23 protein-coding genes are annotated in these 26,195 nt (G+C 64.0%); 11 read left to right on the top strand and 12 right to left on the bottom strand.

The window, feature by feature from the left end; genetic code table 11:
• Window positions 1-29 precede the first annotated feature (29 nt).
• Complete coding sequence (locus tag A6B35_RS18280) at window positions 30-560, bottom strand: hypothetical protein (protein ID WP_006202031.1); 531 nt, start codon at window positions 558-560, stop codon at window positions 30-32.
• A 78-nt stretch (window positions 561-638) separates the two neighbouring features.
• Window positions 639-1,034: a VOC family protein gene (locus tag A6B35_RS18275; protein ID WP_006202030.1), complete on the bottom strand. Its 396-nt coding sequence runs from the start codon at window positions 1,032-1,034 to the stop codon at window positions 639-641.
• 219 nt (window positions 1,035-1,253) lie between these two features.
• Between A6B35_RS18275 and A6B35_RS18270 the strand changes: the two genes are divergently transcribed.
• Entirely contained in the window at window positions 1,254-1,553 is a 300-nt protein-coding gene (locus tag A6B35_RS18270) for a ribbon-helix-helix domain-containing protein (RefSeq protein ID WP_006202029.1), read from the top strand.
• Between the two features lie 100 nt (window positions 1,554-1,653).
• On the opposite strand, the gene A6B35_RS18265 is transcribed toward A6B35_RS18270, so the two are convergent.
• Together A6B35_RS18265 and cckA are read right to left on the bottom strand one after the other, a co-directional pair.
• Window positions 1,654-2,361 (bottom strand): purine-nucleoside phosphorylase, encoded by a 708-nt coding sequence (locus A6B35_RS18265; protein ID WP_006202028.1) that lies wholly within the window; start codon window positions 2,359-2,361, stop codon window positions 1,654-1,656.
• 263 nt (window positions 2,362-2,624) lie between these two features.
• Window positions 2,625-5,198, bottom strand: a complete 2,574-nt coding sequence (gene cckA / locus A6B35_RS18260; RefSeq protein WP_006202027.1) for a cell cycle histidine kinase CckA — start codon at window positions 5,196-5,198, stop codon at window positions 2,625-2,627.
• A gap of 212 nt (window positions 5,199-5,410) precedes the next feature.
• Here cckA and A6B35_RS18255 point away from each other — a divergent pair, with 212 nt between their 5' ends.
• Window positions 5,411-6,148 carry a flagellar biosynthetic protein FliO gene (locus A6B35_RS18255; protein WP_006202026.1) on the top strand — a complete coding sequence of 246 codons (738 nt, stop codon included), beginning with the start codon at window positions 5,411-5,413 and terminating at the stop codon, window positions 6,146-6,148.
• A 120-nt stretch (window positions 6,149-6,268) separates the two neighbouring features.
• On the opposite strand, the gene dksA is transcribed toward A6B35_RS18255, so the two are convergent.
• Window positions 6,269-6,685 (bottom strand): RNA polymerase-binding protein DksA, encoded by a 417-nt coding sequence (gene dksA / locus A6B35_RS18250; RefSeq protein ID WP_006202025.1) that lies wholly within the window; start codon window positions 6,683-6,685, stop codon window positions 6,269-6,271.
• A gap of 233 nt (window positions 6,686-6,918) precedes the next feature.
• Here dksA and A6B35_RS18245 point away from each other — a divergent pair, with 233 nt between their 5' ends.
• The 4 genes from A6B35_RS18245 (at window position 6,919) to A6B35_RS18230 (ending at window position 10,701) form a co-directional block, all read left to right on the top strand.
• Complete coding sequence (locus A6B35_RS18245; RefSeq protein WP_040582717.1) at window positions 6,919-7,422, top strand: SixA phosphatase family protein; 504 nt, start codon at window positions 6,919-6,921, stop codon at window positions 7,420-7,422.
• Window positions 7,423-7,486: 64 nt separating this feature from the next.
• Window positions 7,487-8,962 carry a YcjX family GTP-binding protein gene (locus A6B35_RS18240; RefSeq protein WP_065518230.1) on the top strand — a complete coding sequence of 492 codons (1,476 nt, stop codon included), beginning with the start codon at window positions 7,487-7,489 and terminating at the stop codon, window positions 8,960-8,962.
• Window positions 8,959-10,056 (top strand): YcjF family protein, encoded by a 1,098-nt coding sequence (locus tag A6B35_RS18235; RefSeq protein ID WP_065518229.1) that lies wholly within the window; start codon window positions 8,959-8,961, stop codon window positions 10,054-10,056. The genes A6B35_RS18240 and A6B35_RS18235 overlap by 4 nt, the downstream gene beginning before the upstream one ends.
• Window positions 10,057-10,146: 90 nt before the next feature.
• Window positions 10,147-10,701, top strand: coding sequence for a hypothetical protein (locus A6B35_RS18230; protein ID WP_040584079.1), 555 nt, complete (start codon window positions 10,147-10,149; stop codon window positions 10,699-10,701).
• A 72-nt stretch (window positions 10,702-10,773) separates the two neighbouring features.
• Here A6B35_RS18230 and A6B35_RS18225 read toward each other — a convergent pair whose 3' ends face one another.
• Complete coding sequence (locus tag A6B35_RS18225) at window positions 10,774-11,040, bottom strand: hypothetical protein (protein ID WP_006206106.1); 267 nt, start codon at window positions 11,038-11,040, stop codon at window positions 10,774-10,776.
• A 249-nt stretch (window positions 11,041-11,289) separates the two neighbouring features.
• Between A6B35_RS18225 and A6B35_RS18220 the strand changes: the two genes are divergently transcribed.
• Together A6B35_RS18220 and A6B35_RS18215 are read left to right on the top strand one after the other, a co-directional pair.
• Window positions 11,290-13,128, top strand: a complete 1,839-nt coding sequence (locus A6B35_RS18220; RefSeq protein WP_006206105.1) for a monovalent cation:proton antiporter-2 (CPA2) family protein — start codon at window positions 11,290-11,292, stop codon at window positions 13,126-13,128.
• A 3-nt stretch (window positions 13,129-13,131) separates the two neighbouring features.
• Window positions 13,132-13,680: a DUF924 family protein gene (locus A6B35_RS18215; RefSeq protein ID WP_006206104.1), complete on the top strand. Its 549-nt coding sequence runs from the start codon at window positions 13,132-13,134 to the stop codon at window positions 13,678-13,680.
• A gap of 12 nt (window positions 13,681-13,692) precedes the next feature.
• Here A6B35_RS18215 and folK read toward each other — a convergent pair whose 3' ends face one another.
• Genes folK through folP form a run of 3 tightly spaced genes read right to left on the bottom strand, consistent with a single transcriptional unit; the run spans window position 13,693 to window position 15,397 of the window.
• Window positions 13,693-14,205: a 2-amino-4-hydroxy-6-hydroxymethyldihydropteridine diphosphokinase gene (gene folK, locus A6B35_RS18210; RefSeq protein WP_006206103.1), complete on the bottom strand. Its 513-nt coding sequence runs from the start codon at window positions 14,203-14,205 to the stop codon at window positions 13,693-13,695.
• On the bottom strand, window positions 14,189-14,548 hold the full coding sequence (gene folB / locus A6B35_RS18205) for a dihydroneopterin aldolase (RefSeq protein ID WP_006206102.1): 360 nt from the start codon (window positions 14,546-14,548) through the stop codon (window positions 14,189-14,191). Before folB ends, folK begins: the two co-directional genes overlap by 17 nt.
• 3 nt (window positions 14,549-14,551) lie before the next feature.
• Window positions 14,552-15,397 carry a dihydropteroate synthase gene (gene folP / locus A6B35_RS18200; protein ID WP_006206101.1) on the bottom strand — a complete coding sequence of 282 codons (846 nt, stop codon included), beginning with the start codon at window positions 15,395-15,397 and terminating at the stop codon, window positions 14,552-14,554.
• An 87-nt stretch (window positions 15,398-15,484) separates the two neighbouring features.
• On the opposite strand from folP, the gene A6B35_RS18195 reads away from it, so the two are divergent.
• Window positions 15,485-16,102 carry a DUF922 domain-containing Zn-dependent protease gene (locus A6B35_RS18195; RefSeq protein WP_006206100.1) on the top strand — a complete coding sequence of 206 codons (618 nt, stop codon included), beginning with the start codon at window positions 15,485-15,487 and terminating at the stop codon, window positions 16,100-16,102.
• A gap of 233 nt (window positions 16,103-16,335) precedes the next feature.
• On the top strand, window positions 16,336-17,814 hold the full coding sequence (locus A6B35_RS18190; protein ID WP_006206099.1) for an MDR family MFS transporter: 1,479 nt from the start codon (window positions 16,336-16,338) through the stop codon (window positions 17,812-17,814).
• A 13-nt stretch (window positions 17,815-17,827) separates the two neighbouring features.
• On the opposite strand, the gene A6B35_RS18185 is transcribed toward A6B35_RS18190, so the two are convergent.
• The 3 genes from A6B35_RS18185 to A6B35_RS18175 form a co-directional block, all read right to left on the bottom strand.
• Complete coding sequence (locus A6B35_RS18185) at window positions 17,828-18,856, bottom strand: NAD(P)/FAD-dependent oxidoreductase (RefSeq protein ID WP_006206097.1); 1,029 nt, start codon at window positions 18,854-18,856, stop codon at window positions 17,828-17,830.
• A gap of 92 nt (window positions 18,857-18,948) precedes the next feature.
• Entirely contained in the window at window positions 18,949-19,269 is a 321-nt protein-coding gene (locus A6B35_RS18180) for a 2Fe-2S iron-sulfur cluster-binding protein (RefSeq protein ID WP_006206096.1), read from the bottom strand.
• Window positions 19,270-19,370: 101 nt separating this feature from the next.
• Entirely contained in the window at window positions 19,371-19,739 is a 369-nt protein-coding gene (locus tag A6B35_RS18175; protein WP_006206095.1) for an Hpt domain-containing protein, read from the bottom strand.
• A gap of 287 nt (window positions 19,740-20,026) precedes the next feature.
• On the opposite strand from A6B35_RS18175, the gene A6B35_RS18170 reads away from it, so the two are divergent.
• Entirely contained in the window at window positions 20,027-26,164 is a 6,138-nt protein-coding gene (locus A6B35_RS18170) for an apolipoprotein A-IV repeat region-like domain-containing protein (RefSeq protein WP_006206094.1), read from the top strand.
• Window positions 26,165-26,195 lie beyond the last annotated feature (31 nt).

Below are 26,195 nucleotides of genomic sequence, written 5' to 3'. Positions count from 1 at the left end.
TGACTGAAGCGGTTGGAGACGAACGAGGCTCAGAGCCACTCGATGTCGTCGAAACCGCGCTTGATGTAGCCGCCCTTGGAATAGGATTCGCCCTCGTAGCCGAAGATCGGCCAGACCTCCTTCTGGTTGTAGAGGCTGACGACGAGACCGCCGCGCACGGCCTGGAAGAATGGCGAGGTTTCGATGTCCTTCAGCAGCGCAACACGCTGCTCCTCCCATCCAAGCCCGCGGTAGCCGCCGCTGCCGGCCTTCGTGTCGAGATCGGCAATGCCGTTTTCGATGAGATCCTTGTGGGCCGGGTCCTTGCCGGCCAGCTCGTCATGCGCCTTGACGGCGATGGCGTAATATTTGTCGGGCACCTGGTCGTGCGGGTAGATGTCGCGCGCCATCTGGATCAGCGTCGCCATCGTCTCGGGCTTGAGTGCCGATGTCTCCAAGCCCCACGCATGTTGCGGACTGATGACGGCACTGCCTGAAATGACGAGCAATGCGCTGGCGCCGCCGCGTTTCAGAAGCTCGCGCCGCGACAGTCCGGGCTTCCTTTCGTAGATCGTGACCATAATTTCCTCCCTGCTGGCTGTTCGCACCTCAAGAGGTGCCGTTGCTGGCGCCGCGCTGGTTGGCGCGGCCGATATCCCCTATTGGAAACGCCCTCCACGCTGCAGGACCTCGATCTTGTAGCCGTCGGGATCCTCGATGAAGAAGAAGCGCGCGAGCAGCGCGCCATCGCGGTTGAACTCGACGATCTTCTTCGGGTTGAGGCCAAGTGCGCCGAGCCGGTCATGCTCGCTGTCCAGGTCGGCGACGGAAACCGCCAAATGGCCGTAGCCGTCACCCAGCGCATAAGGTTCTTGCCGGCCCTTGTTGACGGTCAATTCGACTTCAAAGGGTATGTCGGCATTGCTGAGATAGACGAGCGTGAAGGTCTCGAAATCGAGCCGGTCGGCAACGTCGAGTCCAAAGGCGTTCCGGTAGAAATCGACGGACCGGGCCTCTTCGAGAACCCGGATCATGGTGTGGATCGCCTTCGCCAAATCAGTCTCCGTTGCAGCGTGACTGGAGCGATTATGGGCGGCGGCGGGAAAAGGTGGTGGCAGCCGGTTACCACGCGAAACTCTCGGGAAGCCCGATGCCATTCCTGCCAAAGACGAAAGTCCGATTGCTGTTTTCTGTTTTCCGAATGAAGATGAGCGACTGCTGAAAGGTGCCGACTCTGCCGGTCGCGCCCAAAACCAACAAAATGGGAGGTAAGCATGTGCAGGGTTTTTGCCGGGCAGGACCCGGAAGGCTACCGCCAGATCAACCGGTCGATCCGCATCGACGGCCACTCGACCAGCATCCAGCTCGAGGCAACGTTCTGGGCATTGCTCGACGAGATCGCCGACAGCCAGGGTCTGACAACGCCGAAATTCATCTCAAAACTCTATGACGAGGCGATCGAGATCAACGGCCAGATCCCGAACTTCGCGTCGATGCTGCGCACCACCTGCGCGCTTTATCTGCGCGGCCATCGGCCGGAAGAACAGATGACGCCGAAGCGGCAAGCCGCCTAAAGCGCGTCGCGGCTGAACGGCCTCATGCGACGCGCTTTTGGTTATTGTTTTTATGCATGTCGTTGTCCCAAAACCGCTGCACACTTTTGGGCGACATGCATTAGCTGTCGACCGCCACTTCGAGCGCCAGCCGCGTCATGTCGGTGAAAAGCGCCTGGCGTTCGGAGTAGTCGGTCTGCTCGCCGGTGGTGACATGATCGACCACGTTCAGCAGCGACAGGGCACGCGCGCCGAAATGGGCTGAAATGCGGTAAAGCGCGCTGGTTTCCATATCGACCGCCACTGCCCCAAGCGCCTGCGCTTCAGCAAAGCGGTCGCGCCCGTCGGGGTGGTAGAATATGTCGCTGCAGACCGTCAGCCCCGCGCTCCAGACGATGCCAAGGTCGGCGGCCCTTTGCAGCGCCAGCGCATGAAGCGCCGGATCGGGGCCTGCCCGTTCGTACAGATCGAAGACCTGGCCGCTGCGCTCACTCTCGGCGTGGACGGCACTCGAAATGACGACGCTGCGCAGCGCCACGTCCTCGCTCAGGCCACCGCATGTCCCGGTGCGGATAAGCGTTTTGACACGATGGAAATCCAGCAGCTCGTGGGCGTAGATCAGGAAGGACGAGGCGCCGATGCCGGTCGACTGGATGCTGACGGGCTTGCCTCGAAACAGCCCGGTGAAGCCAAGCGCGCCCCTGCGGCGGTTCACGCAGCGCGGCGCTTCCAGAAAAGTCTCAGCCATCCATTCGGCGCGCTCCGGGTCACCCGGCAACAGCACCGTTTCGGCATAATCGCCCCTGCCAGCCTCATTGTGCGGCGTCACGGCATCTACCCCAATTCCCCGCCGCGTTTGTCACCGCAATCATGGCAGGCTGGCGTCGATGCGCAAGCGTCGATTGCGAAGCTCCAGTGGCCGGATTTCACTGGTTATGAACGGACGGCTCGTTCTCCGGCGCCGCCACCTGTAAACGGCACGGCACGGGCGTCTGTGTGCTTTTTCACATTCGGGCGGGCGCGCGACTATTTGATTCTGATTTTACGCAATTCCGGACGGAAGACCGCTACGCAGTTTTCCCTGGAATTGCCTTAGGATTCCAGCACGTCCTTGACGATCGTGGCCAGTTGCTTGAGCGAGAACGGCTTCGGCAGGAAGCCGAAATGCGCGTCGGCCGGCAGGTTTTTGGCGAACGCATCCTCGGCATAGCCGGAGACGAAGACGAATTTGATGTCCGGCTGGCGCTTGCGCAATTCGCCAAGCAGCGTCGGTCCGTCCATTTCCGGCATCACCACGTCGGAGACGACGATGTCGACCTTGCCGCCGAGCGCCTCGAACACCTCCAGCGCCTCGACGCCCGAAGAGGCCTCGTGAACGGTGTAGCCGCGCGACGTTAGCGCCCGCATGCCGCCCATGCGCACGGCATCCTCGTCCTCGACCAGCAGCACGGTGGCCGAGCCCGACAAGTCCTTGGCCGTGTCGGCCGGCTTGGCGGGGGTCGCCGGCGCTTCGCCGGGCTCGCTTGCCGTCCTGACCTCGGCGATATGGCGCGGCAGGAAGATGCGGAACACCGAGCCCTTGCCGACTTCGGAATCGCAGAAGATGAAGCCGCCGGTCTGCTTGATGATGCCGTAGACCATCGACAGGCCGAGACCGGTGCCCTTGCCGACCTCCTTGGTGGTGAAGAAGGGTTCGAATATCTTCTTCAGCACATCGGGGGCGATGCCGCTGCCGGTATCCTCGACCTCGACCACCACATAGTCGGCCGGGGTGAGTTCGCGATAGGAGAAGGTCTTGCATTCCTCCGCGGTGACGTTGCGGGTGCGCACGGTGAGGTCGCCGCCGGCCGGCATCGCATCGCGTGCGTTGACGGCGAGGTTCACCACCACCTGCTCGAACTGGCCGATATCGACCTTGACCGGCCACAGGTCGCGGCCATGGTCGACCTTCAGCTTGATGTCGTTGCCGACCAGGCGGGCGAGCAGCATCCTGAGGTCGGCAAGCACGTCGGTGAGGTTGAGCACCTCCGGCCGCAAGGTCTGCTTGCGGGAGAAGGCCAGAAGCTGCCGCACCAGCGACGCCGCCCGGTTGGCGTTCTGCTTGATGTTCATGATGTCGGGGAAGGACGGATCCGACGGCCGGTGATTGGTCAGCAGAAGGTCGGAGGCCATGATGATGGCGGTCAGCACGTTGTTGAAGTCGTGCGCGATGCCGCCGGCGAGCTGGCCGACCGCCTGCATCTTCTGGCTCTGCGCCATCTGGCCTTCGAGCGCCTTCTGCTCGGTGGTCTCAACGGCATAGACGATGGCCGATTCCTCGGCCCCCTCGCCGCCGGTGCCGTCGGCGACCGCATTGACGTAGAAGCGGATGTGGCGGTCGTCATTGCCGGGCAGCAACGTGTCGATCGGCTCGATGTCGGCCTGTCGTTGGCGTGCCTTTTCGAAGGCGTCGGCAAATGCCGGCCGGTCGCGCTCGTGGATGACCGTGTCGAGCCGCACGCGGCGGTCGACAGCGTCGCGGTCGACGACGGAGGAAAACAGCGACAGGAACGGCGCATTGGTGCGCAGGATGCGGCCGCTGGCGTCGACGCCGGCGATCGCCATTGGTGTCGAATTGAAAAACCGGGTGAAGCGGACCTCCGAGGCGCGAAGATCGGCGGAGGCATCCTCGCCTTGCGTCCGGTTCAGTACGATGGTGCGGGTCGGACTGCCGATGCCTTCGCGGCTCGCCGAAACACGGTGCATGAAACGCACCGGCAACGCCTCGCCGGTCATCGTCGTCAGATCGAGATCGATGACGGCGTTGCGTGTGGTGCCCGGATCGGCCTTGACCGAGCGGACCAGCGCCATGCCGTCGCCGGCGACGATCTCCGGCAGGGAGACGGCGCCGGGCGTGAAACTGGCAAGGTCGATGCCCAGCCACTCAGCGAGCGTCGCGTTGATATAGGTGACACGGCCTTCCTGGTCGGCCGAAAAGAAGCCGGCCGGGGCATGGTCGAGGTGATCGATCGCCTTTTGCAGGTCGAGGAAGAAGCGCTCCTGCTCGGCCCGCTCCTGCGAGATGTCGGCGAGTTGCCAGGCGAGCATGGGCAAGCGCTGGCCGGGCACGGCAAAGGTGCGGGCGCGGGCGCGGTACCAGCGCGCCCCTGGCTCGGCGCCGGGCTTGATTGACTGCGCCAGCCGGAATTCGCCGTCGCCAGGCTGGCCGTCGCGCAGGCCCGATGCCAGACGATAGATGGTCATCGAGGCCTCGGGAACGTCGGAAAGCAGCCCCTCGACCGTCTTGAGGTCGGTCGCCGAGGCAGCACCCGTCATGTCGGCATAGGCGCGGTTGGCGTAGACGACACGCCCTTTGGTGTCGGTGACCAGAAGGCCTTGCGACATCGAATCGACGAAGGCTTTCGACAGCTCGTCGCTGGTCGAGCGGGGCGCGACCTGAACGAAGCCGATTGCGGTGGCGAACAGGAAGCCGACGCCGATCATCGCCAGCACGCCCAGCATTCCAAGCAGGAAGGGATCGCCAAGGCGCTCGCGGAAAAGCCCGAAGATGATCGCGGCGCCGGTCAGGACGGCAATGAAGATGATGAGCCGGGTGACGGCGCCCGGACGCGTGTTCTGATCGACGATAGGTACCGGATAGAAATCGCCGCGCGTTTCCTTGGCCATGTGCCCCCTGCTTGTGAATCCGGTCTACCGGCGCTGCCCGGTTGAATCACATTCTCCTATTCCGGAAAAGGCCCCGGCCGCAAATGTCAGATAAAAATGGCGCCGTCCGGCCATTGCTGTTTCAAGCTGTTCACGAAGCGGAAAGGTAACTTGCGGTGGCCTGCCGCTACAGTCTAGTGTCGCCTCACTTCAAAAGCCGATTGGGGGCACCGATGCTGCAGTGGCTGGATGGCGTAGCGGGTCCTGGATATGTCGCCGCAATCCTGTGGACATTTGCCGCGCTGGTTCTGCTTATCGTCGTTCTGCTCATCGTCAAGCTTGTCCGCAGCCTGACTTTCGGGACGTTCGTCGCCGGCGGCAGGAACCGCAAGACGCGGCTCGCCGTCATGGATGCCACCGCAGTCGACAGCCATCGCCGGCTTGTGCTGGTGCGCCGCGACGACATCGAGCACCTGCTCCTGATCGGCGGCCCGACCGACGTCGTCGTCGAACGCGACATCCGGCTGGCGACACCGCGCCGCCCGGCGCTGACCGGAGATGGCGGCCAGCAGCAGGCCCAGGCACCGCGGCCGCGCGCAGTCCAGCCCGCCCCGGCGCCGGCAAAGCAGGCGCCACCGCAGCCGGTTGCGGCCGCTCCGGCCCCTGCCCGACCCCGCCCGGTCACGCCGGCTCCGGCTCCGGCGCCGGCACCGAAACCGGCCGCGCCCAACTATCAGGCGAGCAATGTTACGCCGCTTCCGGCCTATGGGTCGACCATCAACACCGCCAGGCACACCCCGGCGCCGGCAAAGCAAGAATCCATCGACGATACGCTGATGCAGGAACTCGAGGTCTCGCTGGACAACTCGCATTCGAGGGCTGCGAGCAAAACGGCGGCCAATGCGCCACCGCAATCGCTCGACGACGAGATGACGAAGCTTCTCGGCGAACTGGCCAACCACAAACGCTAGAGCTGAAGCGCTCTACTCATTGTTTTTCTGCACTTTTCCCGGCATTGCACAGGACAAGCCAGGCACAAAAATGGCCGGGAAACCCGGCCATGACTATGAGTTTGCCCGGTTTTGCTCGCGTCAGTCGTCGCGATAGACCTTCTCGCGGCGCTCGTGACGCTCCTGCGCCTCGATCGACAAGGTCGCGATCGGGCGTGCATCGAGCCGCTTCAGCGCGATGGGCTCGCCGGTTTCTTCGCAATAGCCGTAGGTGCCTTCATCGATGCGCTGCAGCGCCGAATCGATCTTCGAAATGAGCTTGCGCTGGCGATCGCGGGCACGAAGCTCGATGGCGCGGTCGGTTTCCGATGAGGCACGATCGGCGAGATCGGGATGGTTGGCGTTTTCCTGCTGCAGAATTTCGAGAGTTTCGCGCGCTTCGCGCAGAATGTCGTTCTTCCAGGTGACGAGCTTTAGGCGAAAGTAGGATTTCTGCCGTTCGTTCATGAACGGCTCGTCTTCGGAGGGTACGTAATCGGCGGTAACGATGTCGTTCATGCGACTCACCCAACAACCCCAAATTTGGCGCCTATATATTCGCGGACCGAAGCCTGCACAAGCGCAATCGGCGATAGAGTCACGCAAATGTTAGCAGTTGATGGCGGAACCCTTCTGCTTCAAGGACGCGAGCGAATTCTGACATGATTTGTTGTGCTTGAGTGGCGCCGGCCATTGTGCAGCAGGCCGTTCTGATGGCTAATCGGGCGGGTGTCTTGTGGCGTGAGGGAGCTGTGAGCAGACTGTACCTGTTGAGGCATGCCAAGGCCGGATGGGCGCTGCCCGGCGTCCGTGACTTCGATCGTCCGCTCGATGCAGCCGGCATGGCCGATGCCGAACTGATGGGCGAGGTCATGCGCGTCCGCAACTATGTTCCCGACATCACCCTTTGCTCTAACGCGATGCGGGCGCGCCAGACGCTAGAAGGTCTGGCCGGGCAGACGGACACCGGCCGCGTGCTGTTCTTCGACACTTTATACAGCGAGGACGCCGCCGGTTACCTCACCCTCATCCGTGACAATGGCGGGCCCGGCTCGCTGCTGGTCATCGGCCACAACCCGATGACGGAGGATCTGGCGATGGCGGTCTCGGGCGACGGCGAAGAAGCCGCCCGCGGCATGATGAACCACGGCTTTCCCACATCCGGTCTTGCCGTCGTGCGCTTTGCCGGCGCCCTTGCCAGTGCCGCGCAAGGCAATGGCTATCTCGAAGCCTTTCTCACCCCTGCCGACCTCTGAACCATTTCAAACCACGGGTCCAAGGCCTATATCGGAGCCTGACAAGCGCCCGAGAGACCCCATTTTGGCATCATCGCTGACCACATTCTCCGACGAAGCCAAGATTGCGCTCGATACATTTTCAGGGCGGGCGGCCGGGCTCTTTTCCCCGTCGCTGCGGCTGGGCGTGACCGGCCTTTCACGCGCCGGCAAGACGGTGTTCATCTCCGCCCTTGTCCACAATCTGATCCATGGCGGGCGCCTGCCGCTGTTCGAGGCGCAGAAATCCGGGCGCATCGCCCGGGCTTTCCTCGAGGAACAACCCGACGATGCCGTTCCCCGCTTCCAGTACGAGGATCACATAGCGGCGCTGGTCAACGATCGCATCTGGCCCGAATCGACGCGCGCCATCTCCGAGCTCCGGCTGACCATCGAATTTGAATCAGCCTCCGGTTGGAACCGCTTGTTTTCGGCCGGGAAATTGTCGCTGGACATCGTCGACTACCCCGGCGAGTGGCTGCTCGATCTGCCCTTGCTCGGCAAATCCTTCGCCGATTTTTCACGCGAAGCGATGGAGATGGCGGCGCTGCCGGTGCGCGCCGATCTTTCGGAAGGTTGGCGGGCGCTAGCAGCCACTATCGATCCGAACGCCGATGCCGATGAAATGACGGCGCGCCGCCTGGCCGAGAGCTTTGCCGCCTATCTCAAGGCATGCAAACTCGACGAACGAGCGCTTTCGACCTTGCCGCCGGGCCGCTTCCTGATGCCGGGCGACCTCGAGGGCTCGCCCGCGCTGACTTTCTCGCCTTTGCTGGCGCCAGGCGACCGGCGGCCGCGTTCCGGGTCGCTGCAAGCCATGATGGAGCGGCGTTACGAGGCCTACAAGACGCATGTCGTCAAACCGTTCTTCCGCGAGCACATCACGCGCCTCGACCGTCAAATCGTCCTGATCGACGCCATGCAGGCACTGAATGCCGGCCCCGGTGCCATGGCCGACCTGGAACGCGCCGTCACCGAGATCCTCTCCTGCTTCAGGCCCGGCAGGGGCAATTTCCTCACCGACTTGTTCTCGCGGCGTATCGACCGCATCCTGGTTGCGGCGACCAAGGCGGACCATCTGCATCACGAAAGCCACGACCGGCTGCAGGCGATCGTGCGCCGGCTGGCCGACCGGGCGGTAACTCGGGCGAATTTCACGGGCGCCGATGTCGACGTGGTTGCCATGGCGGCCGTGCGCGCGACCCGCGAAGGCACGGTCAAGCAGGGTCGCGAGACGTTGCCGGTCATCATCGGCACACCGCTCAAGGACGAAAGGATCAATGGCGACACATTCGACGGCAAAGCCGAAACCGCCATATTTCCCGGTGACTTGCCAGAGAAAGCTGATGCGGTGTTCGATGTTTCCGGGTCGCAGCAACCTGATGCTGACGGGCCGGCGATCCGTTTCGTGCGCTTTCGTCCGCCAAAGCTCGAACGCACGGCAGAAGGTGTTACGCTCTCGCTGCCGCATATCAGGCTCGACCGCGCCTTGCAGTTCCTGATCGGAGATCACCTGGCATGACAGCGCCCCGCAAACCCGCGGCATTCCGCATCGAGGCTGAGCCCGAACCAAAGCAGGAGGCGCGGGAGACGCGCCGTGCCCATGCCGAGCCGCCGCAGACGCGCAAGCCGCGCGCCGCAGGGGTTGGCGTCGCTGTCGTCTTGCCGGCCGAGATCGATGTTTTCGACGAACCTGACATCGTCGCCGCCGAACCGCCGCCTGCCACCGCGCCGCGCAAGCGTTCGCTGCTCGGCAGGCTGTTCTTCGGCGCGCTGGGTGTCCTGGTTTCGCTGGCCGTCGGCCTGTGGACCGACCAGCTCATTCGCGACCTGTTCGAGCGCGCCGAATGGCTGGGCTGGCTGGCCGCTGGAATGGCCGCCATCGCTCTGCTGGCGCTGATGGTCATCCTGGTGCGCGAATTCCTGGCGATCGCCCGCCTGGCCGAGGTCGAAAAACTGCAGAAGCGGTCGCTGGATGCCGTGGCGCGCGACGATCCGAAGGCCGCAAGGGCCGTCGTCGACGAGCTTTCGGCCTTTGTCGCGGCAAAACCCGAAACCGCGGCCGGCAGGCGCTCGCTGGCCGAGCTGCGCGGTGAAATCATCGACGGCGGCAATCTGGTGCGGCTGGCCGAGACCGAGATCCTCGGGCCGCTGGATGCGCGCGCCAAGGTCATGATCCTCGAAGCGGCCAAGCGGGTGTCGCTGGTGACGGCGGTCAGCCCGCGGGCCGTCGTCGATGTCGCCTATGTCGTGTTCGAGGCTGGGCGGCTCATTCGCCGCCTGTCGGAACTTTACGGTGGCCGGCCGGGCACGCTGGGCTTCTTCCGGCTGGCGCGCAGCGTTCTTGCCCATCTCGCGGTCACCGGTTCGATCGCCGTCGGCGACAGTTTTGTCCAGCAGATCATCGGCCATGGCCTCGCCGCACGCCTTTCGGCGAAGCTTGGCGAGGGTGTCGTCAACGGCATGATGACGGCACGGATCGGCATCGCAGCAATGGAGACGGCGCGGCCCCTGCCCTTCATCGCCGCCAGACGGCCGGGACTGGGCGATTTCCTGTCCGCTCTGACATCCTTCGCAACCAAGAAAGAAAGTGAAACATCGACCTCCGGCAAGTGAAGAGACGCCCCGCAGTCACCAAGCATTAACCAATCTTGTTCATGGTCGGAAGTGTTCCAAGAACAGCTTCCTTGTTGCCGGGTGTGGTCGATGAAAAGCGTAATTCTATCCAGCGTCCTGCCTGTCGCGGTCGCGGTTGCAGCCCCTTTCGGCCTCGTTGAAAAGGCGTTTGGCTCGGAACCCGACAAGCAATTCTTTCAATCGGTGGAAGGCAAGTGGGTCGGCCCGGGCGAAATCGTCGCCGGCAAGTACAAGGGCACGAAATTCACCTGCAGTTTCAACGGCTCGACGCCTGACGGCAAGACCGGCATGACGCTCGACGGCGGATGTCGGGTCGGCATGTTCACCCAGAAAATGTCGGCGTCAGTCGAGCGCAAGGGCCGCGACGGCTACAAGGGCAACTTCATGGGCGGCGCCGCGGGGTCAGGCCTCGACATCATCGGCGGCAATGTCGTCGACGCTCACAAGGTCGTCTTCACCATCAACCGTAAACAGCTGCGCGGTGTCATGCAGGCCCGCATTCCCGACGACAACTCGATGACAGTGACCGTCGCGGTGCGCGTCGAAGAGCAGCTGGTGCCGGTCATCGGCATGAGCCTGAAGCGGGTCGATGCGGTCGAAGTCGGCTCCATCGCACCGAACTGAGATTCGTAGCAGCCAAGAAAAAAGGCGGCGGCCCACCAGGGCCGCCGCCTTTTTCAATTTCCGAACGATCAATCAGCCCTTGATGGTGGCCGTCAGCTCGTCATAGGCCTTGCAGGCTTCGTCCAGCGTCGTGGCGCCCTGATACTTGGTCGTCACCGCCTGCACCTTGGCCGTCAGATCGGCCGCCTTGGACGGATCCTTGGTGATGGCTTCCTGCAGCGCGGTCGTCATGTCCTGCGCCTTCTTGGTCGCCATTTCGGCGGTGCACTCAGGCGCCTTCGAACAGGCCGAGCCAGCAAGCGCCGCAACACCCACGGCAACGAGCAAAAACTTCTTCATGTCAGTCATCTCCTCAAAAAGGGCAGCGACTTGATCGTCACTCCCCTCCAATGGCCGAAGCCAAGCGTCCCTTAACCGCTGATTGTGGTGACACGCAACGCGAGCACCGCATAAATTTGTGTAACGCGGCTGCAACAGTGCCGGGACGGTAGCGCGCCGATTCGCTCTGTTCGATCCCGGCCGAAGTCCCTATCCTTGCCCTCGATTCCGCAGCATATGCGAGGAACCTCCAGGAACGGAAGAGCAGGCATGGCGGCGGAAGCATCGGGCAGCGATCTGATCCAGGTGGTGGCGCTGCTTGCCGCCGGCGTGGTAGCCGTTCCGATCTTCAAACGCATGGGCCTGGGCTCGATTCTCGGCTATCTCGCCGCCGGTGTGGTGATCGGACCATTCGGACTTCGCATCTTCTCCGAATCGGAAGCGATTCTTCATGTCGCCGAACTCGGCGTCGTCATGTTCCTGTTCATCATCGGGCTGGAAATGCAGCCGTCACGGCTGTGGGGCCTGCGCCGCGAGATCTTCGGCCTCGGCGCCCTGCAGGTCGGCGTCTGCGCCTTGTTGTTGACGAGTGTCGGCCTGGCCGGCGGCTTTCCGATCGCGGTATCCTTCGTTGCCGGCGCCGGCTTCGTGCTGACCTCGACGGCGATCGTCATGCAACTTCTGGAAGAGCGCGGCGAGATGGCCACGCCCAAGGGCCAGCGCATCGTTTCCATCCTGCTGCTGGAAGACCTGGCGATCGTGCCGCTGCTGGCGCTGATCGCCTTCCTGGCGCCGGGCGGCGCCGATATGAGCCTGTCGCAACGGCTGACCGAAGTCGGCATCGGCCTTGGGGCGATCGTCGGGCTGGTGGTGGCGGGGCGCTACCTGCTCAATCCGTTCTTCCGCATCCTGGCGGATGCCCGGGCTCGCGAAGTGATGACGGCGGCCGCACTGCTGGTCGTGCTGGGGTCGGCTCTGGCCATGCAGCTCTCCGGCCTGTCGATGGCGATGGGCGCGTTCCTGGCCGGCGTGCTGTTGTCCGAATCGACCTTCCGCCACCAGCTCGAGGCCGATATCGAGCCATTCCGCGGCATCCTGCTCGGCCTGTTCTTCCTTGCCGTCGGCATGTCGCTCGACCTGCACGTCGTGGTCGCGAACTGGCGCATCGTCGCCATCTATGTCGTCGCCTACATGGTGATGAAGGCGCTCGGCATCTACCTGGTCGCCCGCATGCTCAAGAGCGGCCACCGTGAAGCGCTCGAACGCGCCGTGTTCATGGCGCAAGGCGGCGAATTCGCTTTCGTGCTCTATTCGGCCGCCGCGGCGGTCGGCATCATCGATAGCCGGGCCAACGCGACGCTGACGGCGATCGTCATCATCTCCATGGTGCTGACGCCTTTAGCCATCATCGCGCTGCGCTATCTCACGCCGCGCGACGAGCAGTCGCTCGATGGGGTCGACGTCGCCGCGGACCTTTCGGGCAGCGTGCTGATCATCGGTTTTGGCCGATTCGGCCAGATCGCCAGCCAGCCGCTGCTGCTGCGCGGCATCGACGTGTCGATCATCGACAATGAGGTCGAGATGATCCAGGCGGCGGCCGATTTCGGCTTCAAGGTCTATTATGGCGACGGCACACGGCTGGACATATTGCATGCGGCGGGCGCCGGACGGGCACGCGCGGTGCTGATCTGCGTCGACAAGCCCGAGGCCGCCGTGCGCATCGCCCAGTTGGTCAAGGCCGAGTTTCCGCTGCTGACAGTGCTGGCGCGCGCCTTCGATCGCGGCACCGCGCTTCAGCTTATTCGCGCCGGCGTCGACTTCCAGCTGCGTGAAACCTTCGAATCGGCGCTTGTCTTCGGCGGCTCCGCCCTGGAGGCGTTGGGTATCGACCCGGACGACGTCGCCGACGTCATCGAGGATGTCCGCCGCCGCGACACCGCCCGCTTCGAAACGCAATTGGCGGAAGGCGTTCGTGCCGGCGCGCGCTTCCTCAAGGGCAATATCGGCACGCCAATTCCGGCGCCGCTGACGCCGCCGCGGCGAGCCGGCCAGGCACTCAACGAGGAGACCGCCGGCGTGCTGCACAAATCCGAGCCTGCCGAGGAGTAAGCAATGACCGAACTGGACAAGCAGGCGCTCTCAGTCGCCAAATTCTGGCGCGATGCCGGCGAAGATGCATGGTTCGAAAAGAACGACGGCTTCGATACCGACTTCCGCACCCGATTTCTCGACCTGCACTACGGTGCCGCGCGGCGCGAATGCGATGCCTGGTCAGAGCATGCCGAGGGGTCGCTGGCACTGATGATCCTGCTCGACCAGTTTCCGCGCAATTGCTTTCGCGGCACCGGCCACATGTATGCGACCGACGAGCTGGCCAGGCATTTCGCCGGCAAGGCCATCGCGGCCGGCCATGATCTGGCGCTCGAGCAGGATCTGCGGGTCTTCCTCTATCTGCCCTATGAGCATTCGGAGCTTCTCGCCGACCAGGACAAATCGGTGGAGTTCACCACCACCAGGGCACCGGACTATCTGAAATATGCGCTGGAGCACCGTGACATCATCCAGCGCTTCGGCCGCTTTCCGCACCGCAACAAAATGCTTGGCCGCGAGACAACGCCGGAGGAACAGGCGTTCCTCGCTGGTGGCGGATTTTCCGGTTGATCTCGGGCGACGTCAGGCCAGCCACCAGTCCCGGCCCGACGGCAATTTCTCTATGCCTGCCGTATCGACGCTGCTCAGCCGCTCCGACACGCTCTTGCCGCCAACGGCAAGGTCCGGCGCGATCTCGGCCAATGGCGCCAGCACGAAGGCGCGCTCCAGCATGCGCGGATGCGGCACTTCCAGGCCGGTCTCGTGGATGATCCGGTCGCCGAACACCAGGATGTCGATGTCGATCAGGCGCGGACCCCAGCGCTCCTCGCGCACCCGTTTCAGCCGGCGTTCGGCATCGAGGCAAAGCTCGAGCAAGGCCCGCGGCGCGAGCGTCGTGGCGATCGCGGCGGCAGCGTTGAGAAAATCAGGCTGGTCTAGCTTGCCCCAAGGCGGCGTGCGGTAGAGCGACGAGACCGCAACGACACGGGTTTTGTCGTCGCCGTCCAGAATGCGCAGCGCGGCCGCCATCGACTTCGCCGGATCGCCGAGATTGCCGCCGAGGCTGAGATAGACGGTGTTATTCTGGCCAGACAACGGTCACCTCGACATGATCGAGCACGCCGGGCACCGGGGCGTTCGGCTTGCGCACGGTGATCTCGGCCTTCTTGATCTGCGGAAACCGCGCCGTCAGCGCCCGTGCCACCTCCAGCGCCAGCGCCTCGATCAGGAAGCGCCGCTGCCCGGTGATGATCTTTTCGATAACCGCGAAGGCGACGCCGTAATTGACTGTATCGTCGATGGAATCGTCGACCAGCGCGCGGCCGGGCTCAACGGTCAAAGCCGCATCTACATAAAAGCGCTGGCCAAGCGTCTCCTCTTCGTCCAGCACGCCATGGCGGGCAAAGAAGGCGCAGTTCTTCATGCGGATGACGTACATGGCTCAGCTTCCCGGAATTTCACGCGCCAGCATAGCATCGGTGACAGCCAGAGCGTCCACGTTGATTGCGACATCGTGGACGCGAAATAAGTGCGCGCCTTTGAGCCTCAAGATGACGCTGGTGGCCGCCGTGCCCGCGGCCCTGTCCATCGCGTCGCGACCGGTGACGTTGCCGATGAACCGCTTTCGCGACGTACCGGCCATCAGCGGGTAGCCCAGTGCCGCGAGCTCGGAAAACCGCGCCATCAGTTCGAGGTTTTCCTGCGCCGTTTCCTTGGCGAAGCCGAAGCCGGCGTCGAGCACGATCTGGCCGTCGGCAACGCGGCTGGCGTGCGCGATCTCGAGCGATTTCCTGAGAAAGAAAAACTGGTCCTCGATCACGTCCGGCAGTTTTTGCCTGTCGCGGCCGGTGTGCATGATGACCAGCCCGGCCCCCGTTTCGGCAGCAACGCGGGCAATGCCCGGCTCGCGCCGCAGGCCCCAGACATCGTTGACGATGTGCGCGCCGGCGGCGACAGCCAGCCTTGCTGTGTCCTCGCGATAGGTATCGACCGAAATCAATGCTTCGCCGAGCCCGGCGAGCGCCTCGACGACCGGCAGCACGCGGGCCTGCTCTTCCTCGATCGTCACGGGAGAGGCGCCTGGCCGCGTCGATTCTCCGCCGACGTCGATGACTTCAGCCCCCTCCTCGACCATGCGGCGCGCCTGAGCCACTGCCTGCTCGCGGGAGGCGAACAGGCCGCCATCGGAAAAACTGTCCGGTGTGACGTTGAGGATGCCGACGACCACGGCCTTGCCACCAAGCTCGAGATGACGCCCGTGCGCCAGCTGCCACCGCCTTGTCGTCATCGCCCATCAACCATCTTTGATCCGCCGGAAATCAAATCCGTTGCGCCGGGCACGGCCGTAACGCAAGGTGGCTAAAGAGGCAACCTGATGAAACAACACCTGCTCTGCGCCCTGATGCTCGCCTTGACCGCCCTGCCGGCGGGTGCGGCCAATCTGGTCAAGACCTACAGCTACTTCGCAATTGGCGGTCGCACGCTCGACGATATCGAAAAGCAGCTTTCGAAGAACGGACCGCAGGTGAAGAGCACCGGGTCTAGACATCCCGGCGCGACGCAAATGGCGTTCACAACCCGCGTCAGCTACGCGGAAAAGCCGGGCTCCTGCCGCATCGCCGACGCCATCGTGACCGTCAAGGTCAAGGTGATCCTTCCGGAATGGCGTCGTTCGCGCAGAGCAGGCCCTGACGTGCGGCTGTTCTGGGACACGCTGTTCGCCGACATCAAGCGCCACGAGGAGCGCCATGTCGAGATCGCCAAGAACCATGGCAAGCAGCTCGAGGACGCGCTGAAGGCAAGCTATCCGCAAAAGACCTGCGCGGCGGCAAAGGCGAAGGCAGCCGAGATCACGGCCACGCAGCTCGCCGCGCACGACCAGGACCAATTGCGGTTCGATCGCGTCGAGAGCGTCAATTTCGAAAGCCGCATCCTGCGGCTCTTGCGCTACCGCATCGAGGGCATCGAGAAAGGCCGGTTGCCGCCGGCCTGATTTTCGCCCGGTGATGAGCGTAAGCGACGCAAGCCAATTTCGCCGAAGCATAGTGCCAGGCCGGAAAAACTTTCGGGGCCCGGTCGAAATTGGCCTAAACAGAACGACATATGTCAGGTTCGCAAACGCGGAACCCTCGAAGCACGAGACAACCCATCGACGCGGCAGACTCACCGGACCGGCAGGCCGGCCGCCCATGGCAGCGCGCCGCAAGCCCATGAAAGACCAGGACAATGGATCAGGCTGTCGACAAGCAGACGATGGGAACAGCTTTGCCGCTGACGGAAATCGAGAAGAACGCCATCATCGGCGGCGTGCTGTTGTCGATGCTGCTGGCGGCGCTCGACCAGACCATCGTCGCGCCGGCTCTGCCGACCATCGCCCACGCGCTCGGCCATGCCGAATATCTGCCATGGATCGTCACGGCCTACCTGCTGACCGCCACCGCCATGGCACCGCTCTACGGCAAGATCTCCGACGTCTACGGGCGCCGCCCGACCATCTATGCCGCGATCCTCATCTTCCTCATCGGCTCGCTGGTCAGTGCGATGGCCCCCAGCATGTTCGTGCTGGTGATAGGCCGCGCGATTCAGGGTGCCGGCGGCGGCGGCCTGATTGCGCTGTCGCAGACCGTCATCGGCGACCTCGTGCCGCCGCGCGAGCGGGCGCGCTATGCCGCCTGGATCTCGGGCACATGGGCGGTCGCCAGCATCGCCGGACCGCTGCTCGGCGGCACCTTCGCCGAACATCTGCACTGGTCGCTGATCTTCTGGATCAACATTCCGCTTGGCCTTCTGGCGATGGCGATCATCAACAACCCGCTAAAGAAGCTGCCGATTGCGGCCAGACATCATCGCATCGACGGGTTGGGCGCTGTGCTTCTGGTCATAGCCACCGCACTTCTGCTTCTGGCGCTCAACTGGGGAGGCAGCACCTATCCGTGGTTCTCGCGCGAGATCCTCGGGCTGGTAGCCTGTTCGGCCGTGTTCTGGGGCCTGTTCGCACTGAGGCTGCTAAGGGCCGCCGAACCGTTGATCTCGCTTGAGGTGCTGAGCAACCCGATCGTGCTCGCCGGTACGCTGTCGATGTTCCTGCTGCAGGCGGCGAATATCGGCGCTTCGGTCTACCTGCCGGTCTATCTGCAATCGGTCGTTGGGCTCTCGGTCAGCGAATCCGGCATGGCCATGCTCGGTCTTCTGCTCGGCACGGTCGCCGGCGCCACCTTCAGCGGCCGAATGATCCCCCGCTTCGTGCACTACAAGCGTATCGCCATGACCGGCATCGCTTTGGCTATTGTCAGCCTCGGCGTGCTCAGTGCCATTGCGGGACACGCGTCGCTGCTCGAGGTCGAGATCCTGACCACCCTGATCGGCCTGGGCAGCGGAACGACATTCCCGGTCGCGACCGTCTCTGTCCAGAACGCCGTCGATCGAGCCCATCTCGGGGTCGCGACCGGCGTGCTGACCTTCCTGCGCACACTAGGTGGCGCGCTGGGCGTCGCCATGCTCGGCGCCGTCGCGCTCGGCTATGGCCTGCCGCTCTCGGCCGAGGGCGCGCAGATACATATTCAGCTGGCATCGGCGTTGCCGTTCGTGATGATCTTCATCACCGCCGGCATCACCCTGGTGCTGGCGCTCGTCGCAATGACGCTTATGCCGGAAAAGCCGCTGCGCGGCCGCGACGAAGCCGCGGCGCCGGTGCTGGCAGAATAGGCCTCAGCAACCCTCAGTCGTGAACGCCGAGCTTCTTCTGCAGGCTGGTCGAGGAAGTGGTGTACTGGAACACGATGCGCTCGCCTGGGCTGACGATGCGCTTGGCAGCCTGCGCCATCAGCGCCACCTCGTGAAAACCCGACAGGATCAGCTTCAGCTTGCCGGGGTACCAATTGATGTCGCCGATGGCGAAGATGCCAGGTACCGAGGTCTGGAATTTTTCCGTGTCGACCGGGATCAGGTTCTCATGCAGGTTGAGCCCCCATTCGGCGATCGGTCCGAGCTTCATGGTCAGGCCGAAGAAGGGCAGCATGCGCGTGCATGGCACCTCGACGTCACCGTCGGGCCCCTTGATGATCGCCGATGAAAGCTGCCCGTCGGCGCCGGTCAGGCCGGTGACCTGGCCGACCTGGAAGTCGAGTTCCTTCATCTCCTGCATGGCGTACATCTTGTTGACGCTGTCCGGTGCAGCCCGGAATTCCGGGCGCCGGTGCACAAGCGTCACGCTCTTTGCCACCGGCTGCAGGTTCAGCGTCCAGTCGAGTGCGGAATCGCCGCCGCCGACGATGACGAGATCATGGCCGCGGAAGTCCTCCATGCGGCGCACCGAATAGAAGACGCTTTTGCCCTCATAGGGTTCGATGCCCGGAATGGGCGGTCGCTTGGGTTGGAACGAGCCGCCGCCGGCGGCGATCACCACCACCTTGGCCTCGAACACCTCGTTCTCGTCGGTGGTGACGCGGAAGCTGCCGTCCTCAAGCTTTTCGAGGCTGGAGACCATGCGGTTGTACGTGAAGTCCGGCTTGAACGGGTGGATCTGCTCGAGCAGCTTGTCGACGAGGCCCTGTGCCGTGATCAGCGGCCAGCCGGGAATGTCGTAGATCGGCTTTTCCGGATAGAGCTCGGCGCATTGGCCGCCGGGGCGGTCGAGGATGTCGATCAGATGGCACTTCATGTCGAAGAGGCCGAGCTCGAACACGGCGAACAGGCCAACCGGCCCTGCCCCGACAATGAGTACGTCCGTCTTGATCGTCTCGGTCATGCCATGTGCCTTGTTGCAGAAACCGCGCGACACTGCATGAGCATGGGGCCGCTGCCAAGCGGCCAAGACAAAAATCGATTGGAGCGGGCAGATCAGCCCTGGCGGGCGGGAACGCGCACGACCAAACCGTCGAGTGCATCGCGGACCTTGATCTGGCAGGACAGCCGCGAGTTGGGCTGTACCTCATAGGCGAAGTCCAGCATGTCCTCCTCCATCGCCTCCGGCTCGCCGACCTCAGCCGTCCAGGCCTCGTCGACATAGACATGGCAGGTCGCGCAGGCACAGGCGCCGCCGCATTCGGCCTCGATGCCGGGCACGGCATTGCGGATCGCATTTTCCATGACGGTCGAGCCGTTTTCGGCGTCCACGTCGAATTGTGTGCCGTCATGGGCAATGAAGGTCAGCTTGGTCATTTGTCACCTGAAGGGAGTTCCAGCCGAGATAATCACTTGGCCGGACAAGTCAACTGCGGCGCGAAAGCGCCGCTTCGTGACGTTTTTTTGGAGAGTTGCGCTTATCGGCTAATGGCGGCGATGAAATCGCGTACTTCCTCGATCAGCACACCAAGCCGCCCGAGGGTTTTGACGTCCTCCGGCTGCCCCTCGATGGCTGCGGCGCAATCGGCGATGGCGAAGGCCCCCACCCCTCGCGCCGAGCCTTTCAGCCCGTGCGCCAGAAGCAGCCTTTCCTTGACGTCGGCTTCGAGGATCTTGTCGCGTACGGAAAGTGCCTGCTGCACGAACAGCGCCAGCACCTCCTGTTCAAGACCGCGATCGCCCATCGTCTGGCGCGCGAGATGCGCGAGATCCACAGGCCGCGACCGGGCCGTTCCCGACACATCACCGCCGGGCATGGAAAAGGCAATGCCGCTTTCGCCGCGCATGAGAATTGCAGCTCCTTGATGTTTGACTGGCCGGGAAATCTAGGCCATTCGCGTAGCTAACGGGTTAATGATTGGCCCGGAAAAATGTTGCGATGGAGGCGGCGAAATCACGTCTGCGTTAACCCTATATTTAAAGTTTTACGTATCGCAAGGAATGCAGGTTTTCTTTACCCCTGTGTGTCATTACGATACGAGGGTCCATTTTCAGCCTCCTGCACGGGATAAGAGAAGCCAGAATCAGGCCAAAATCAGAAGTCCCTCGGCAGCTAGTACAGGGTAGCGAAGGCATGGCGAAGAAACCAACGACGACACGTAATCTCGACAGCGACGTAGCCAGGGAACTCGAAAAAGCGCTCGACCTCGATTTGAGCGGAGATGGCGACGGCGGCCTCGATATGGCGGCGTCGATGGAAGATCTTGAAGCGCAGATTTCGCAGGCGGCGGACGAACTGGCGCGCGAAGGGCGCAGCCAGAAAGCCGAGCCGGCGGTCAATCAAGGCCAGACCGCCAATCTGAACCAGACCGCAAATCTGAGCCAGAATGGGAATCAGGGTCAGAACGGAACGACTTCGGTCACGACCAAGCCGGCCGAGCTGCGCCCCGTGGAAAACCGCAACGGCACGCAGCCGGCCGGTTTCACGCCCGCCAATGACGACCGCCAGAAGGACTACCGGACGCTTCTGCACAGCCTCAACCGGCGCGCGTCGAGCACGATCTATTGGGTGGTGGCGTTCATTTCGCTTGCCTGGATCGCCGGTGCCGGCGGCCTGGCGAACCTTTTGTTCGGCTCGAGTATCTGGAAGATCCGCACTTTCGACCAGTTCTTCGCTCGCCCCGAGCTGATCGGCCTGGCGGTCGCCGCGATCATTCCGATCATCCTGTTCTGGGCCTTCGCGGCCATGGTGCGCCGTGCCCAGGAAATGCGCATTGCCGCGCAATCCATGACGGAAGTGGCGTTCCGCCTCGCCGAGCCGGAAAACCTTGCCCAGGATCGCGTCATGATGATCGGCCAGGCCGTTCGCCGCGAAGTGGCGGCGATGGGTGAAGGCATCGAGCGCACGCTTGCACGCGCCGTCGAGCTCGAGACGCTGGTCCACAGCGAAGTGAACCAGATCGAGCGCTCCTATTCCGAGAATGAAGCGCGTATCCGCTCGCTGGTCGACGGGCTCGGCAGCGAGCGCGAGGCGGTCGTTACCCACGCCGAGCGCGTGCGCGCCTCGATTGCCGGCGCCCATGAGACGCTCCGGGACGAAATCGGCTCGGCCAGTGACATCATTCGTGACAGCATCCTCAATGCCTCGACCAAGCTGTCGATGACGATCACCAATTCCGGCGACACGCTGATCGACAGGATCAACGAAAGCTCGATGTCGATCTTCGATTCGGTCGAAGGCCGTCTCGATACGATCACCGACAAGCTGTCGACCTCGGGCGAGGCCTTCGCTTCGCTGCTCGATACCCGCATCGCCAAGCTGACGGACACGACCGACGGCCTTACCCGCTCGCTGACCGACCTGCTCGACGACCGCACCACCGGCATGGTGTCGCTGCTCGGCGGTGCCGCGCGCACGCTGAGCTCCGAATTCGAGGCCAGCCTCGACGGCATCGAACGCACCCTTGCCGAACGCGGCCAGGCGCTGATCAGCGAATTCCAGACCCGCGCCGAGGCGCTGGACACCGGTACGCAGAAGCTCAATGCCGCGCTCGAGGCTCGCGCCCGCCAGATCAACGAGACGCTGGTCGAGCGTGCACGCGAGATCGCCCACACCTTCGCCGAGAGCAAGGACCAGCTGTCGTCGATGATCGATCAGGGCAAGACCCAGATCGGCGCCGACATGGCCGACATCATCTCGTCGACCTCGTCGATGCTCGAAGCCCGCGCCGGCGATTTCGCCGGCCGCATGGAAGCGGCCCGCCACGTGGTTTCGCGCTCCTTCGACAGCGATATCCAGCGCCTCGCGGACGCCCGCGTCGGCATCGAGGAAGCCGTCGAGAACCACAGCCGCAAGCTTGCCGAGAGCCGCGACCGTATGGCCGAGGCCATGCAGGCGGACCTCGCAAGGTTCGCGGAAGACCGCGCCGGCATCGACGACGCCGTGAACAACCAGGTGCAGAAGCTGGCCGAAGGCCGCAGTCTCATTTCGCGCGCGCTGGAAGAGGATCTGCGCAAGGTCAACGAGTCGCGCGCCGCCATCGACGCCTCGCTGGGCAGCCATCTCGAACAGCTCGAGGAAGGCCGCAACCGGCTTACCCAAGCTTTGAACGACGACTCCAGTAAACTTGTGCAAGCTCGTACGATCATTGATGAAATGGTTGCCGGACACGTCGGGAAACTCGCTGAGGGCCGCAGCATTCTTTCGCGTGCCCTGGAAGCCGATCTCGGCAAGCTCGCCGACAGCCGCGCCGGCATCGACAGCTTGGTCGCCGGCCAGGTCGAGAAGATCGCCGAGGGCCGTTCGGTCCTGGCAAAGGCCCTGGAGACTGACATTGTCGGTATCAAGAGCCTGATCGAGACCCATTCCGCCAAGCTCGCCGAGGACAGGAGCGAGCTCAGCCGTTCGCTGGAAGGCGATCTGTCGGGCATCAGGAACCTGATCGAGGATCATTCCGTCAGGCTCGCCGACGACCGCAGCCTGCTGTCGCAGACGCTCGAGGCAGACCTTGCCAAGCTGGCGGAAGGCCGCTCGTCAATCGACGGTCTGGTCGCCGGCCAGGTCGAGAAGCTGGCCGAAGGCCGCGATATCCTCAAGCGCGCCCTGGAAGCCGATATCAACACGATCAAGAGCGCCATCTCGGGTCATTCCGAGCAGGTGGCGCAAGAGCGCAGCCAGCTTTCGAAGGCCCTGGAAGCCGATCTGCAGAATGTGAACAGCCTGATTGCCGATCATACGAACCGGCTTGTCCAGGATCGTTCGACGCTGTCGAAGGTCGTCGAGGACGATCTACGGAACGTGAGCGGCATCATGGACGACCACACGAACAGGCTGTTCCAGGATCGCTCGACCCTGTCAAAAGCGCTCGAGGACGATCTCGCCAAGCTGGCGGAAAGCCGCTCGTCGATCGACGGGCTGGTTGCCGGCCAGGTCGAGAAGCTGGCCGAAGGCCGCGATATCCTCAAGCGTGCGCTGGAGGCCGATCTCAACACGATCAGGAACGCCATTACCGACCAGTCGCAGAAGCTGACCGAAAACCGTTCGGAGTTCGCACGGGTGCTGGAAGCCGATCTGGAGAACGTCAACAGCCTCCTGCAAGGCCACTCCGACAGGCTGGTGCAGGACCGCTCGACGCTGTCCAAGGCCCTGGAGGACGATCTCGCCAAATTGGCGGAAAGCCGCTCCTCGATCGACGGGCTGGTCGCCGGCCAGGTCGAGAAGCTGGCTGAAGGCCGCGATATCCTCAGGCGCGCGCTCGAGGCGGACCTGCAGAAGATCGCGACCAGCCGCGGCGAGGTCGACGACATCATCGCCGGGCACGTCGGCAAGCTGACCGAAGGCCGCGACATGCTGGCCCGCGCGCTGGAAGACGATCTCGCCAAGCTTGCCGACACGCGCAAGGACGTCGACCGCTCCCTGTCCGGCCACATCGACCAGATCGCCGCCAGAAGCACGGACATCTCTGCGGCAATCGCCGCCGATGTCGAAAAGATCGAGCAGGCGTTCAGCCGTCAGACCGGCATCATCGAGGAACGTGCCGGAACCATGGAGCGCGCGCTGTCGACAGGCGTCGACAGTGTTCGCAGCGTGCTGGAAAAGAGCGCCGTCTTCGTCGCCGGCCAGTTGCGCGAGAAGGTCATGGAGGTCACCAGCGCCCTGCACGAGCAGGCCGGCCTCGCCTTCAGCGACGCCGACCGCAAGATCGCCGAGCGCGCCGAGCAGACCTCGGCCGCCCTGCTCGCCAGGGCTGAGGACATCGCCCACGCCTTCGAGGAGGCGGATCGCCGCCTGCATGCGCGTGCGGAAGATACCACCAGTGCGCTGCTTGCGCGTACCGAGGACACGACCAGCGCGCTGCTTGCCAGGCACGACGAAACTTCGAACTCGCTGCTGGCTCGCGCCGAGGCGACGGCCGAACAGCTGGCCGCTCGTGCCAGCGAGATCGCCGGCACCTTCGACGCGGCGGACCAGAAGCTGGTTGCCCGCGCTGTCGAAACCGCGCAGTCGCTAGCGGCTCGCGCCGGTGATATCCTGCGCAACTTCGAAGGCGCCGACCAGCGGCTGAGCATGCGCATCGGCGAATCGGCCGAAGCTCTGGCGGCTCGCGCCACGGACCTTGGCCGCATCTTCGATGCCGCAGACCAGCATCTGCTATCGCGCATCGCCGAAGGTTCGGAAGCGCTGTCGTCGCGTGCATCCGAGATCGCCCGCATCTTCGACGATGCGGACCAACGCCTGGTGTCGCGCATCGCCGACAGCAGCACCGCGATCGGTGGGCATGCCGAGACCATTGTCGGCGCCTTTGCCAGCACCGAGCAGCGCGTTGCCGAGCGTGCACGCCAGACCGGTCAGGACCTGGCTGTCCATGCCCGCGAGATCGAGCAGGCGCTGGCCGGTGCCGACGAGCGTCTGGCTTCGAGCGCGGCGGCGGCAGCCGCGCGCGTCGAGGAACAGGTCGCCGGCGTCGAGAACCGCCTCGCCAACACGGCGGAAACGATGGGCCAGAAGCTCAACGAGCAGATTTCGGGTGCCGAGGCGCAGCTCATCTCGCGCGCCAACGTCATCGCCGAAACCTTTACCGCGGTCGGCCAGCATATCGGCCAGAGCACCAACGATGCCGCCAAGACCATCGGCGCCAACACCCGCGAGCTCAACACCATGCTCGCGGCGCGTTCGGCCGAAATGTCGAGGATCCTCGACGAGACGGCGCGGCCTCTGGTCGAACGCTTCGCCCAAGGCGGCTCGGAACTGCAAAAGAGCATGGAAGAGGTCACCGAGCGGGCGACCGAGAAGCTGCGCAGCGAAAACGCGGCCCTCGTCAACGCGCTTGCCAGCCGTACGGCCGAAACCTTGTCGGCGGTTGAAGGCGCGCGTTCGACGCTCGCCGAAAGCGTCACCGACCTCATCGGCCGCATGAGCAACTCCAGCGCGCAGCTCGGTCAGCTGATAGACCAGGCGGCGCTCAATCTCGGCCAGGTCGACGAACGCCTGACCGGCAGCACGCAAAGCTTCGCGGCGACGACGGAAAAGGCGGCGCAGACCTTCGCGAGCTCGGCACGCCTGGTCGATTCGAACACGACGCGGCTCACCGAACTGTCGTCCGCCACCCTGCGCGAGGTCGCCGCGATCGCCACCAAGTTCGACGAGCACAGCCGTCTGCTGTCTTCCGCTTCGGACCTGCTGAGCTCGGCCCAGAGCAATCTGGAGCACACGCTGGAGCGGCAGTCGTCGCTGGAAGACCTCGCCGTCGGCCTGGTCAAGAAGTCGGAAGACCTCGAGAAGGTGATGCGTTCGTTCGAGAACCTGGTCGGCCAGACGATGCAGAACGCCGAGGGGCGGACGAGAGAATCGGCGGAAAAGATTCGCACCGCCATTGCCGATGTGGTCGATTCGGCAACCAAGCGCTTCGCCGACGCCACCGAGGAGATGCGGCGGACGGCCGGCTCGATCAAGAGCGAGCTCGACCTGACCCGCGCCGAACTGAAGAAGGGCGTCATCGAGATGCCGGAAGAGGCCAAGGAATCGACCTCGGCAATCCGGCGCGCCGTCTCCGAGCAGATCAACGCGCTCAAGGAACTGTCCGACATCGTTGCGAAATCGGGCCGCGGTAGCAACGACAGCTCGGAGCAGCGCAACCTGCGCCCCGCACCGCAGGCGCCTGCTGCACGTGCGCCTGAGCCACAGCGTCGCCCGCCGGCGCCGCAGCAGCCGGAGCGTCCGGCGCCTCAGGTGCCGCTGGGCGGCGCAACGCTGCGCGGCACGCTCGATCTCGATCGCCCCGCCGAGGCGGCTCCGCGACGCGACCCCAACGGCCGCACGCCACAGGGCGGCTGGGTGCGCGACCTGCTGACCGGCGCATCGCGTGAGGAGGATGCGAGGCCTGCCGTTCCCGCGGAACGTTCCGCTCCGGCCCAGCGCTCGCCGCTTCACGTCATGGAGTCGCTGAACTCGCTGTCCGTCGATATCGCACGGGCCATCGACCACGACGCGTCGATCGAGCTGTGGAACCGCTACAGGCGTGGCGAGCGTGACGTGTTCACGCGGCGCCTCTACACGCTGAAGGGCCAGCAGACCTTCGACGAAATCCGCCGCAAGTATCAGACGGAGGCAGAGTTCCGCGCCGCCGTCGACCGCTACTGCGACGATTTCGAGAAGCTGCTCAAGGACGTGTCGCGCAACGACCGCGACAACATCATGGCGCAGACCTATCTGACGTCGGACACCGGCAAGGTCTACACCATGCTGGCGCACGCCAGCGGCCGCCTGCAATGACGATAGGCTGAACATAAAAAAGGCGGGCCGC

Source organism: Mesorhizobium amorphae CCNWGS0123, from assembly GCF_001686985.1.
GTDB lineage: Bacteria > Pseudomonadota > Alphaproteobacteria > Rhizobiales > Rhizobiaceae > Mesorhizobium > Mesorhizobium amorphae.
This window is presented reverse-complemented; position numbering and strand designations above follow the sequence as displayed.

Excerpts from the sequence above, each read along its gene's own strand:
- A6B35_RS18280 (WP_006202031.1), bottom strand. The coding sequence starts at position 560 with ATGGTCACGATCTACGAAAGGAAGCCCGGACTGTCGCGGCGCGAGCTT.
- A6B35_RS18270 (WP_006202029.1), top strand. The coding sequence starts at position 1,254 with ATGTGCAGGGTTTTTGCCGGGCAGGACCCGGAAGGCTACCGCCAGATC.
- cckA (WP_006202027.1), bottom strand. The coding sequence starts at position 5,198 with ATGGCCAAGGAAACGCGCGGCGATTTCTATCCGGTACCTATCGTCGAT.
- A6B35_RS18255 (WP_006202026.1), top strand. The coding sequence starts at position 5,411 with ATGCTGCAGTGGCTGGATGGCGTAGCGGGTCCTGGATATGTCGCCGCA.
- dksA (WP_006202025.1), bottom strand. The coding sequence starts at position 6,685 with ATGAACGACATCGTTACCGCCGATTACGTACCCTCCGAAGACGAGCCG.
- A6B35_RS18235 (WP_065518229.1), top strand. The coding sequence starts at position 8,959 with ATGACAGCGCCCCGCAAACCCGCGGCATTCCGCATCGAGGCTGAGCCC.
- A6B35_RS18230 (WP_040584079.1), top strand. The coding sequence starts at position 10,147 with ATGAAAAGCGTAATTCTATCCAGCGTCCTGCCTGTCGCGGTCGCGGTT.
- A6B35_RS18225 (WP_006206106.1), bottom strand. The coding sequence starts at position 11,040 with ATGAAGAAGTTTTTGCTCGTTGCCGTGGGTGTTGCGGCGCTTGCTGGC.
- A6B35_RS18220 (WP_006206105.1), top strand. The coding sequence starts at position 11,290 with ATGGCGGCGGAAGCATCGGGCAGCGATCTGATCCAGGTGGTGGCGCTG.
- A6B35_RS18215 (WP_006206104.1), top strand. The coding sequence starts at position 13,132 with ATGACCGAACTGGACAAGCAGGCGCTCTCAGTCGCCAAATTCTGGCGC.
- folB (WP_006206102.1), bottom strand. The coding sequence starts at position 14,548 with ATGTACGTCATCCGCATGAAGAACTGCGCCTTCTTTGCCCGCCATGGC.
- folP (WP_006206101.1), bottom strand. The coding sequence starts at position 15,397 with ATGACGACAAGGCGGTGGCAGCTGGCGCACGGGCGTCATCTCGAGCTT.
- A6B35_RS18195 (WP_006206100.1), top strand. The coding sequence starts at position 15,485 with ATGAAACAACACCTGCTCTGCGCCCTGATGCTCGCCTTGACCGCCCTG.
- A6B35_RS18190 (WP_006206099.1), top strand. The coding sequence starts at position 16,336 with ATGGATCAGGCTGTCGACAAGCAGACGATGGGAACAGCTTTGCCGCTG.
- A6B35_RS18185 (WP_006206097.1), bottom strand. The coding sequence starts at position 18,856 with ATGACCGAGACGATCAAGACGGACGTACTCATTGTCGGGGCAGGGCCG.
- A6B35_RS18180 (WP_006206096.1), bottom strand. The coding sequence starts at position 19,269 with ATGACCAAGCTGACCTTCATTGCCCATGACGGCACACAATTCGACGTG.
- A6B35_RS18175 (WP_006206095.1), bottom strand. The coding sequence starts at position 19,739 with ATGCGCGGCGAAAGCGGCATTGCCTTTTCCATGCCCGGCGGTGATGTG.
- A6B35_RS18170 (WP_006206094.1), top strand. The coding sequence starts at position 20,027 with ATGGCGAAGAAACCAACGACGACACGTAATCTCGACAGCGACGTAGCC.